Annotated in this window: 8 protein-coding genes and 1 tRNA gene; 3 read left to right on the forward strand and 6 right to left on the reverse strand. The window is 30.6% G+C overall.

Annotation, left to right across the window (positions count from 1 at the left end; all coding sequences use genetic code 11):
- Positions 1–2: 2 nt before the first annotated feature.
- Positions 3–767, forward strand: a complete 765-nt coding sequence (locus DT059_RS02310; RefSeq protein WP_145596417.1) for an undecaprenyl-diphosphate phosphatase — start codon at positions 3–5, stop codon at positions 765–767.
- On the opposite strand, the gene DT059_RS02315 is transcribed toward DT059_RS02310, so the two are convergent.
- The 4 genes from DT059_RS02315 to DT059_RS02330 all read right to left on the reverse strand — a co-directional run bounded on the left by DT059_RS02315 (position 764) and on the right by DT059_RS02330 (position 7,281).
- Positions 764–1,657: a DMT family transporter gene (locus tag DT059_RS02315; RefSeq protein WP_023854444.1), complete on the reverse strand. Its 894-nt coding sequence runs from the start codon at positions 1,655–1,657 to the stop codon at positions 764–766. The genes DT059_RS02310 and DT059_RS02315 overlap by 4 nt on opposite strands.
- 6 nt (positions 1,658–1,663) lie before the next feature.
- A complete protein-coding gene (locus DT059_RS02320) occupies positions 1,664–2,926 on the reverse strand; it encodes a 2-oxo acid dehydrogenase subunit E2 (protein WP_145596418.1) in 1,263 nt (420 codons plus the stop codon).
- A complete protein-coding gene (gene aceE, locus DT059_RS02325; protein WP_145596420.1) occupies positions 2,927–5,965 on the reverse strand; it encodes a pyruvate dehydrogenase (acetyl-transferring), homodimeric type in 3,039 nt (1,012 codons plus the stop codon).
- Positions 5,966–6,093: 128 nt separating this feature from the next.
- Positions 6,094–7,281: an acetyl-CoA C-acetyltransferase gene (locus DT059_RS02330; RefSeq protein ID WP_145596422.1), complete on the reverse strand. Its 1,188-nt coding sequence runs from the start codon at positions 7,279–7,281 to the stop codon at positions 6,094–6,096.
- Positions 7,282–7,354: 73 nt separating this feature from the next.
- On the opposite strand from DT059_RS02330, the gene DT059_RS02335 reads away from it, so the two are divergent.
- Positions 7,355–7,431 (forward strand) — tRNA-Arg (locus DT059_RS02335).
- A 118-nt stretch (positions 7,432–7,549) separates the two neighbouring features.
- Positions 7,550–7,975 carry a PaaI family thioesterase gene (locus tag DT059_RS02340; protein WP_145596424.1) on the forward strand — a complete coding sequence of 142 codons (426 nt, stop codon included), beginning with the start codon at positions 7,550–7,552 and terminating at the stop codon, positions 7,973–7,975.
- A 2-nt stretch (positions 7,976–7,977) separates the two neighbouring features.
- On the opposite strand, the gene DT059_RS02345 is transcribed toward DT059_RS02340, so the two are convergent.
- Both DT059_RS02345 and DT059_RS02350 read right to left on the reverse strand, forming a co-directional pair.
- Positions 7,978–10,299, reverse strand: a complete 2,322-nt coding sequence (locus DT059_RS02345; protein WP_145596426.1) for a TRAP transporter permease — start codon at positions 10,297–10,299, stop codon at positions 7,978–7,980.
- Between the two features lie 71 nt (positions 10,300–10,370).
- Complete coding sequence (locus DT059_RS02350; protein ID WP_145596428.1) at positions 10,371–11,375, reverse strand: TAXI family TRAP transporter solute-binding subunit; 1,005 nt, start codon at positions 11,373–11,375, stop codon at positions 10,371–10,373.
- Between the last annotated feature and the right edge of the window lie 37 nt (positions 11,376–11,412).

The raw sequence follows: 11,412 nt of genomic DNA on the forward strand, positions 1-11,412 counted from the left end.
CAATGTTTCAAAATATTATAGAAGTTTTAATTCTCTCCGCAATTCAAGGAATATCTGAATTTCTTCCTATTAGTTCTTCTGCTCATTTAATTTTGGTTTCTACTTTATATGAATTTAAATCTAGTTCTTTGCTTATTGATATCAGCCTCCATCTAGGTTCACTAATAGCTATAATTTATTTTTTTAAAGATGAATTGTTTGATATCAGAAAAAATAAAAGAATTTTAAATTTAATTGTATTAGGATCTATTCCATTAATAATTGTTGGATACATACTTTATAGTACAAATTTAATTTATCAGTTAAGAAATTTAGAAGTCATTGCTTGGACTACTTTAATATTCGCAGTTATTTTATACATCTCAGACAAAAATCGATTTGATAAAAAGATTTCTTCAAATTTAAATTTTCAGTCAATAATATTTATAGGTGTTTTCCAAATTTTCTCTCTTGTACCTGGAGTGAGTAGGGCAGGAATTACTATAACAGCTGCAAGAATTTTAAAATTTAATAGAGTAGATTCAAGTAAGATATCTTTTTTACTTTCAATCCCAGCATTAGCTGGAGCTAGTGTCTTAAGCTTGAAAGATGTTTTTGAACAATCAATTCAGTTTAATTACTTAGTTGTTATCGCAATTATATCTTCTTTTATTTTTTCTTTTCTAACAGTTAAATTCTTTTTAATTTATATAAATAAATTTTCAATGAATGCATTTGTAATTTATAGAATAATAATTGCTTTGATTTTATTTAGTTTAGTTTATTAAGTATATTTCTTCTTAATTAAAGGGAGTAATTGAGATAAGAGAACTCCACATAGAATAAAAAAGCATCCAAGTAAATTATTAACATCTAGAATTTGATTTAAAATAAACCAAGCAGCTATAGTCGCAAATACACCTTCAAGAGAAAAAATTATAGCTGCAGGCGCTGGAGTAATATTACGCTGGGCATAAATTTGTAATACAAATGCAAATCCGCCAGATAATATACCTGCATATAAAATTGAATAAATTTCCATTAAAATATTACTTAAAATAAATTCTTCATAAATAATTCCAATTATAAATGAAAAAATAGCCACAATTAAAGTCTGTGCAGCTCCTAAGGTAAGTGGAAGATTGTATTTAGTTATAATGATCCCAGTAAAAATAATATGAGTGCTCCAAAATAAAGCTCCTAGAACAACTAAAGTATCTCCTAATCTTACTGTTGCATCATGAAAATTTGTTAATAAATATCCTCCAATTAAACATAGAACTACAGAAGGCCATACACTCCAATGCATTGATTTTTTACCAAACAAAAATATGATAATCGGTACCATTGGCACATAAAAAATTGTAAAAAAAGCAGCATTTGCAACATCTGTGTAAAGCAAAGCAACTTGTTGAAGTGCAGAGCCTAAAAATAAAGAAATTCCAATTAACAATGAATAAATTATGAAAGTTTTTTTATCTAATTTAAATTCTGATTTAAAATTTTTTAATTCAAATAAAATCAAAAGTGGAGTTATGGCTAAAAAACCAACAAAAAACCTCACAGCATTAAATGTAAAAGGGCCAATATTATCCATGCCTGTGTCTTGGGCAATAAAAGTTGTTCCCCAAATGAAAGTGCACAATAAGGCACTAAATAATGATATGGATTTACTCATTTTTAATTAGACAGCTAGTTTATAAGCAAAATTTTTGCCTAAGTTTTCTTTTAGATCATTATTAAACCTAGCTGCTTCTGCACCATCAATAATTCTGTGATCATAAGATAAAGAAATTGGGAGCATAGTCCTGGTTTGAAACTTACCATTCATAAAAATTTGTTTTTTTTCTGATCTTCCTACTCCTAATATAGCAACTTCAGGATAATTAATTATAGGGGTAAAAAATGAACCTCCTATACCACCTAAGCTCGTAATCGTCATCGAGCCACCAAACAATTCTTTTTTATCAATTTTTAAATTTCTACAAAGTTCACTTACCTCTTTTAATTCTTTACTTATTAGAGAAATTTTTTTGTTATTTGCATTTCTTATTTTTGGAACCATTAATCCATTTGGTGTGTCAACTGCTATCCCAATATGGTAATATTTTTTTAAAGTCATTTTTCCAGTCTCAATTTCGTCTATAGAAGAATTAAAACTAGGAAATTTCTTAAGAGATGCAACTAAAGCCTTTATTATAAATGCTAGAGGTGTAATTTTAATTTTTTCTCCAGTATACATATCTGTTAATGAACTTCTAAAACTTTCCATCTCCGTTATGTCGGCTTCATCGTGATTTGTAACATGAGGAATTGTTGTCCATGAATTTGTAAGATATTTTGATGATAATTTTTTTACTCTTGGTATGTCTTTAATTTCTATTTCACCGAAATCAGAATGTTCAAATTCGTTTTTAATTTTATATGGTTTTGTATCTTTTGCTACAACTGTGGTTTTTGAGTTAGATGAAACAAATTTTTTAATATCATCTTCAATAACTCTACCATCTTTCTGGCTCCCGGCTACTTGATTAATATCTACACCAAGTTCTCTAGCAAATTTTCTAGCTTTTGGACTTGCAGATGAAATATCTGAAATATTATTTTTAGAAAAAGTTTTTTCTTGGATTTCAGGTTTTATTACCTCAATATTTTTTGACTCTTTTTCAATTTCTAGTTTTTCTTTAACCTCTTCCTTTTTAACTTTTAAATCACTTTCTACAGTTAAAATTAAGTCGCCCTCAGAAACTTTGTCTCCTACTTTTATTTTTAAATTTTTAATTTTACCTTCTAAATTTGATGGTATTTCTACGCTAGATTTATCACTTTCGATTGTTATTAGAGCATCATTTTTTTTAATTGATTGACCTTCAGAAACTAATACCTCAATTACCTCTACATCTTTGAAATCTCCAATATTAGGTACTTTAATCTCAGTTTCTGACATTTATAATTTCGTTGGCATTGGTTTGTTACTGTCAATATTATACTTCTTCATTGCATCTTTTGCATATTTAGAAGTTATAAGCTGTTCTTTTGCCAAAATACTTAAACCGTAAGCAACCAAATGTTCTTTATCTACCTCAAAAAATTTTCTTAAATTTTTTCTTGTATCACTTCTTCCAAAACCATCTGCTCCTAATGAATAAAAACTTTTAGTAGTATAAGATCTGATTTGATCTGAATTCATTCTCATATAATCAGATGCAGCCATAATTGGACCCTCTGTTTGGCCTAGGCATTGCTCTACATAAGATTTTTTGGGTTCTTTATCAGGATTTAAAAGATTATATCTTTCTACCTCCATCCCATCTTTTCTTAATTCATTAAAACTTGTTACACTCCAAATCTCGCTGTCAATTTGATAATCATTTTGCAAAATCTCTGCAGCAGACATCATTTCCCTTAAGATTGTTCCTGATCCTAAAAGTTGGATTTTAGTTTTTTTGTATTTGTTAAATTCTTTTATTTTATACATACCCTTTAAAATGCCTTCCTCACAATTTTTATCTTTCGGCATTTCTGGATGTGTGTAATTTTCATTCATTGTTGTAATATAATAAAAAACATTCTCATTTTTCTCATGCATTCTTCTTAGACCTTCTCGAAAAATTACAGCTAATTCATAGTGAAATGTAGGATCATAAGTTACACAATTTGGAATAGTTGATGCAATTAAATGACTATGTCCATCCTGGTGTTGTAAGCCTTCTCCAGCTAATGTTGTTCTTCCAGCTGTTGCACCTACCAAAAATCCTCTAGCCTGACTATCCCCAGCTGCCCAAGCTAGATCTCCTATTCTTTGGAAACCAAACATTGAATAAAAAATATAAATTGGGATCATTTCGATATCATGATTAGTATATGCAGTGGCAGCAGCAATCCATGAAGACATAGCACCTGCCTCATTGATACCTTCTTCTAAAACTTGACCACTTTTATCTTCTCTATAAGAACTTAATTGAGCAGCATCCTCGGGTTCATATTTTTGCCCCTCATGTGCATAAATTCCAATTTTTTGGAAAAAACCTTCCATGCCAAACGTTCTGGCTTCATCAGGAATAATTGGAACTAATCTTGGAGATATATTTTTATCTCTTAATAAATTAGTTAGCATTCTCACAAGTGCCATTGTAGTAGACATTTCTTTTTCACCAGTCGATACTTTCATAAAATCAAAAATATCTTTGGTTGGTGCTTTTATTGGTTTTGCAAATGTAGATCGTTCAGGTAAAAATCCACCTAATTTAATTCTTCTTTCTTTGATGTATTTTATTTCAGGCGATTTTTCATCGGGCTTAAAATATTCAATATTTTTTACCTGTTGATCTGTTAAAGGAACATCAAATCGATCTCGATAATACATCAAGTCATCAACATCTAATTTTTTAGTTTGGTGAGTAGTATTCACGCTTTCACCAGATTTTCCCATTCCATAACCTTTAATAGTTTTAGCAATAATTACAGTTGGACTTCCTTGATTTTTAGTTGCTTTATCATATGCAGCAAAAACTTTATGAGGATCATGTCCACCTCTATTTAGCCGCCATATATCTTTATCCGACATGCTTGAAACTAATTCTAATGTTTCAGGAGATTTTCCAAAAAACTTTTCTCTCACATAAGCACCATCTCTTGCCTTCATTGCTTGATACTCTCCATCTACTGTCTCATTCATAATTTTTACTAATTGACCAGTTTTATCGTTAGCTATCAATGAGTCCCAATACGATCCCCAAATAACTTTAATTACATTCCAACCAGCTCCTCTAAAACTTCCTTCAAGTTCTTGAATAATTTTTCCATTACCTCTAACCGGACCGTCCAATCTTTGAAGATTACAATTAACTACAAAAATTAAATTATCTAAATTCTCTCTTGCAGCTAGCCCAATTGCTCCCATCGACTCTGGTTCATCCATTTCTCCATCACCTAAAAAGGCCCATACTTTTCTTCCTTCATCTTTAATCAAACCTCTATTGATTAAATATTTCATGTATCTAGCTTGATATATAGCAAGCATGGGACCTAGCCCCATAGATACGGTGGGAAATTGCCAAAATTTTGGCATTAACCAAGGATGTGGATATGAAGAAAGACCACCAGGCTTTACCTCTTGTCTAAAACTATCTAATTGTTTTTCATTTAATCTGCCTTCTAAAAATGCCCTTGCATACATTCCAGGAGCACTATGCCCTTGAAAATAAATTAAATCTCCACCAAATTTATTATTTTTTGCTCTCCAAAAATGGTTCATACCGACATCGTATAATGTTGCAGCAGATGCAAATGTACCAATGTGTCCACCAAGCTCAGGGTGTTTTTTATTTGCTCGAACTACCATTGCTGCTGCATTCCATCTAATTAACGATCTAATTCTTCTTTCAATATTTTGATCACCACTAGACTTTACTTCAGCCTCCGGGGGTATTGTATTTATGTAAGGTGTATTTTGAGTATAAGGAATATTTGCTCCTTCTCGATAAGCTTTGTTAATTAATTCTTTAATTAAAAAATGGGCTCTTTGATTTCCATCTTTCGAAATAACTGCAGATAAAGACTCCAACCAATCTTGAGTTTCAAGTGGATCAATATCAGTCCCATTAACTACTTGTATTGTAGATTGTTTTTTCTCAATTATAGGTTCAGATATAATTTTTTTTTCCTCTTTTTTTTCAGCCATTGCTTCTTCGGCTTGTTTAATTATATTTTCTGTATCTTTTGGAAGAGTACTTTCTGATGATGTTTTTGATGATGATTTAAGATTAAGCAATAAATCACCTTTAGAAACTTTATCACCAACTTTAACTGCTAAACTATCTACTTTTCCAGCAATTGTAGAAGGGATTTCAACGCTAGATTTGTCACTTTCAATTGTAACTATTGGATCATTTTCTTTAATTTGATCACCAGGTTTTACAAGTATCTCTATAACCTCAACATTTTCAAAGTCACCAATGTCAGGAACAAGTAATTTTTCGCTCATTTTTTAAAATGTTTTATATACCCAAAAAAACATTATTGAATTTTATTTTATCACATTAATAAGGTTTTTTCGTTAATCTTGTATTTTTATTGTACAAAAAATAAAAAAATAAATGAATATTAAGCTTTTTAGCTTCTCTCAATACACATAGCTATTCCCATGCCACCACCAATACAGAGTGCCGCACAACCTTTTTTTTTATCTTGCTTGATCATTTCATGGACAAGTGTAACCAAAATTCTTGCCCCAGAAGCTCCAATCGGATGACCCAAAGCAATTGCTCCTCCATTAACATTAACTTTTTGTTCAGGAATTTTTAATTCTTTAATTACCGCAATACTTTGTGCTGCAAAGGCCTCATTAATTTCAAATAAATCTACTTCATCTATTTTCCAATTCGCTTTAGATAAAGCTTCTTGAATTGAAGGTATAGGTCCTAGTCCCATTAATGAAGGCTCAACTCCACAAGTAGCCCAAGATACAATTTTAACTAATGACTCTAATGATTTTTTTTCTGCTTGCTCTCTAGACATTAATACTAAAGCCGCAGCACCATCATTTATTCCTGAGGAATTTCCAGGTGTCACAGTCCCGTTTTCTTTAAATACTGTTTTTAATTTTTTTAAGTCACCTATACTTAAATTTTCTCTAGGATGTTCATCTTTTTCAAAAAAAAATTTTTTATCACCATCTTCAATTTGTAATTTTATCAGCTCATCTTTAAATTTATTTTCGCTATAAGCTTTTTCAGTTTTTTTCTGGGAATTTAAAGAAAAATTATCTTGTTCATCTCTAGAAATTTTATATTTTTCAGCAACATTCTCAGCTGTAACGCCCATATGATAATCGTTAAATGAATCAAGCAGACCATCTTTTATCATTGTGTCTACTAATTTGTTCTCAGAAAATTTTTGATCTTCTCTATAATAAATTGCATGATTTGCTCTAGACATATTTTCTTGACCACCTGCAATGACTATTTTATTTTCTCCTAAACTTATTGATTGATATCCCGAAACAACAGATCTTAATCCAGATCCACAAACCTGATTAATAATATGAGCAGGTTTAGAAACCGGTACTCCAGCACCAATTGAAGCTTGCCTAGCAGGATTTTGACCAAGTCCAGAAGTTAAAACGTGCCCCATAATTACTTCATCAATCTCTTCTAAATCTAATTTTGATTTATAAATTGCTTCTTTAATTGCAATTGATCCTAATTTTGATGCGCTAAGATTTTTTAAAGACCCTTTGTATCTTCCAATAGGAGTTCTTAGTGCTGAAGTTATTACAACATCCTTGGAGTTTTTGCTCATAAAGTAATTAACATAATATTTTATAAGTTAAATTACATCAAAAACTTTGATATATGGGATATATTATTAAAAAGGACCGCTGGCCAAATTGGATAAGGCGCTCGGCTACGAACCGGGAGATTCCAGATTCGAGTTCTGGGCGGTCCACCAAAAGGAAATAAAAATGTTTAATTGGATTTTAAAAGCATCTTTACAAAAATCAGTAATTTATTTTTTTATAATTATTTTAATTATTTTATTAATTTTAACTTTTGTATTATAAAAAATCATGGGCAATGAATTTGAGCAAATAAGTATTAAACCTGGATTCATGAAACACAATGGAGGTGTTTTATTTAGATCTATTTCAGAGAATGAATACGAATTTAAATCTATAATTAATGAAAATCATTTAAATGCTGCAGGAATAACTCATGGAGGCTATTTATCTGCTTTAATAGATGCTGGAGCGGGAACAGCAGCACATAGAGCTGCAGATAATGCACCCTGTGTAACTATTTCTTTAGATATAAAATTTATAGGTGCTTCAAAGGTTGGAGATGAAATTATTGGACATACAAAAATTTTAAAAAAAACAAATACTCTTATCTTTTTATTTTGTGAGCTAAAGTGTAATGATAAAATAATTACTTCTGCATCTGGAGTATGGAAAATTTTAAAAATAAAGCCCTCTAATTTAGGACCTGGTGGGTAATTTTACTCTTTTCTTTTTAAGTTAAAATAGCCAAACACTAGTAAAAATAATATTGCTATAGGATAAACAATATTTTTTGATGGTCTATCTGAATTTTCAATTTTAAATTCACTTATATAGTCTCCCATTTCAAAACCGCTTTTTTTTGCTTCTCCATTCCATTTCAAATTATCAACAACAATTTTATCATCTTGTTTCGTTAATGTAATTCCATAATCCTCTAAAGTAAATTTATCCTCAAAAGTATTTTTTGATATCACAAATAACTTATATCTTTCTCCATATAAACTAGGCCGTGTTATTTTAATTTGAATTTCTTTTGTTGAGTCTAATTTTATTAAATTAATTTTAGTAATTTGTTCATAATTATATTTTGGATAAAATTTATTTAAAACAAAATCAGGTGACAACAAAGAAATAGAAATAACTAAAAAAATAATTATTTCGTACCATTTAAGTTTATTAAAAAACCAGCCTTGTGTAGCTGATGTAAAAACTAAAATCCCAATTAAAGAAGTTGTAATTACAATTAATCCATGCCAAATATTTTCAATACCAATAAGTAAAAGTTCATGATTAAATAAAAATACAATCGGCAAAATTCCTGTTCTTAAACTATACCAAAAAGCTTGCACTCCTGTTCTTAAAGGATCTCCACCAGATATTCCTGCGGCTGCATAAGAGGCAAGTCCTACAGGCGGCGTTACATCAGCCATTAAGCCAAAATAGAAGACAAATAAATGAACTGCAATTAACGGAAAAATAAAACCTGAGGCATTCCCAACATCCACTAAAACTGTCGCCATTAAAGAAGCAACAACAACATAATTTGCAGTTGTTGGTAAACCCATTCCTAAAAGTAAACACAAAATAATTGTTAAAAATAATAGAATAGTAACATTATCTTTAGCTATAGATTCTATAACTATTATTAAATTTGTACTTAAACCTGTAGATCCAACAGCACCAACAATAATTCCTGCAGTTGCAATCGCTATACCAACAGCAACCATATTTAAAGCGCCTTTTTCAAAACCAACTATTGTTTGATTAAACCATTCTTTAAGAGCATCCTTTTTAATTTCATTTTTAATTAACAAATTAATTAGATTTACTAAAACTAAAGTAATCGTTGCGTAAAAAATTGAGTATGAAGCGGTAAATCTTAAGTAAACCAAAGTATAAATTAAAACAAATATTGGAATTAAAAAATGTACACCAGACAAAAATGTTTTCTTTAAATGAGGAACATCTGCATCATCCATTCCCTTAAGGTTTAATTTTAAAGCTTCTAAATGTGAAATATAAAATAATGCTATATAAGAAATAATTGCTGGCAAAAAAGCATGTTTAACTATCTCAAAGTAAGTCACACCAATAAAACTTGCCATCACAAATGCTGCAGCTCCCATAACAGGTGGCATAATTTGACCATTTACAGAGGAAGAAACTTCAATAGCGCCAGCTTTTTCCTTCGAAAAACCAGTTTTTTTCATAATTGGAATTGTAAATGTTCCAGTAGTAACTGTGTTTGCAATTGAAGATCCTGAAATTAATCCAGTCATACCGGAACCTAATATCGCAGCCTTTGCTGGTCCTCCTCGCATTTTTCCAACCATTGCAAAAGCAAGATCTAAAAAATATTTACCACCACCGGCGGTTTCGAGCAAAGCACCAAACAAAACGAATAAGAAAATAAAATCTACTGATACACCTATTGGAATTCCAAAAATTGCTTCTTGATCAAGCCACTGAAAACCTACAAGTCTATTTAATGATAAACCACCGTGTGAAATTATTTCAGGTGCATATCTTCCAAAATATGAAAACAACAAAAAACAACTAGCAATAATTACCAAAGGTAGGCCAATTGCTCTTCTGGTAGCTTCTAAAAGTATCAAAATACCACATCCTCCTAAGATTAATTCTAATGGGAAATTAAATGTTTCTGTTATTCTAAGATTTAAAAGTACACCTCCTCTTTCAACTAACTGATCATAAAAAAAATAAATATAGAGGCACGATATCGCCCCCATAAAACTGATCAAAACATCAAAAAATGAAATTTTCTTACCTTTAGATATTGGATAAATTAAAAAAGCTAAAGTTAAAGCAAAACCTAAATGAATTGCCCTTGCTGGCAATCCTTTGAACATTCCAAAATTTAACATAAATGGAAATGGTGAAGCGTACCAAAGTTGAAATAATGACCAAATAATTGCTATTGCTGAAACAATTTTCAAATGAAAACCAGTAATATTTCTAGTTGGTGATAAGTCCTCGCTTATTTTATTTTTAATTTTACTGCTGATTGAGTCGCTCATTAAAATTATTCATAACATAAAAAAAAGGCCCGGTAAAAATTACCAGGCCTTTTTAATTAATAAAAATTGGATTACATTAACCCAGCTTCTTTATAGTATTTTATTGCTCCTGGATGTAATGGAGCAGATAAACCATCTTTAATCATGTTTTTCTTTTCCAAAAATCCAAATGCTGGATGTTGTTTTTTGAAATCATCAAAATTTTCCATTACAGCTTTTGTAACTAAATAAACAAGCTCTTCAGAAACATCTGCAGAAGTAACAACAGTAGCTTTTACACCAAAAGTTGTAGCATCTTTTTTCTGACCTGTATAAGTTCCTTTAGGTATTACTGCCTGTGCATAATAATCTGCACCATCAATCAAACCTTGAACCTCAGAACCTGTTAAATTAATTGGAGATGCTTTAGCTGCACAAGTTGCTGCTTGTTCCATAGCACCATTTGGAAATCCAACTGAATAACCAAATGCATCTATTTTTCCGTCACATAGCGCTTTGACTTGTTCAGAAGATGTAAGTTCAGTTGTTGATTTAAAGAAACTGTTATCAACACCCATGGCTTTCATTAATTCTTCCATAGTTCCTCTTTGTCCTGAACCTGGGTTACCAATATTAACAACTTTTCCCTCTAAATCTGCAAAATCTTTAATTCTTGCTTTTTTTCTAGCCCAAATTTGAAAAGGCTCATTGTGAACTGAGAAAACTGCTCTCAAATTACTAAATTGTTTTCCTTCCCATTTACTAGATCCATTAACAGCATGATACTGCCAGTCTGATTGTGCAACTCCAAATTGGAATTCACCAGCTGCTATCTGACCAATATTGTAGTTTGATCCACCAGTTGATGGAGCAGTACATCTATAAGCTTTTTCTGTACCTTTTGATCTTCCATGCTCAGCACTGATTGCTGACTTATGAAGCATTTTACATATAGCATTCCCTGTTTGGAAATATACTCCTGTAGGTCCACCTGTTCCTATCGTAAAGAACTCAGCTGATTTAGCAACAGTTGTTAAAGACAATGATGCAAATATAATCAGTAAAGCACTTGATAGAGATGTGATTATTTTTTTCATTATTTTCCCCCTATATTTTTATGTCGTTATTTTTTAA

Source organism: Candidatus Pelagibacter sp. FZCC0015, assembly GCF_007833635.1.
GTDB lineage: Bacteria > Pseudomonadota > Alphaproteobacteria > Pelagibacterales > Pelagibacteraceae > Pelagibacter.

Bases quoted from the DNA above. Each gene is read 5' to 3' on its own strand.
- DT059_RS02320 (WP_145596418.1), bottom strand. From the start codon at position 2,926: ATGTCAGAAACTGAGATTAAAGTACCTAATATTGGAGATTTCAAAGAT.
- DT059_RS02330 (WP_145596422.1), bottom strand. From the start codon at position 7,281: ATGAGCAAAAACTCCAAGGATGTTGTAATAACTTCAGCACTAAGAACT.
- DT059_RS02315 (WP_023854444.1), bottom strand. From the start codon at position 1,657: ATGAGTAAATCCATATCATTATTTAGTGCCTTATTGTGCACTTTCATT.
- DT059_RS02310 (WP_145596417.1), top strand. From the start codon at position 3: ATGTTTCAAAATATTATAGAAGTTTTAATTCTCTCCGCAATTCAAGGA.
- DT059_RS02345 (WP_145596426.1), bottom strand. From the start codon at position 10,299: ATGAGCGACTCAATCAGCAGTAAAATTAAAAATAAAATAAGCGAGGAC.
- DT059_RS02350 (WP_145596428.1), bottom strand. From the start codon at position 11,375: ATGAAAAAAATAATCACATCTCTATCAAGTGCTTTACTGATTATATTT.
- DT059_RS02340 (WP_145596424.1), top strand. From the start codon at position 7,550: ATGGGCAATGAATTTGAGCAAATAAGTATTAAACCTGGATTCATGAAA.
- aceE (WP_145596420.1), bottom strand. From the start codon at position 5,965: ATGAGCGAAAAATTACTTGTTCCTGACATTGGTGACTTTGAAAATGTT.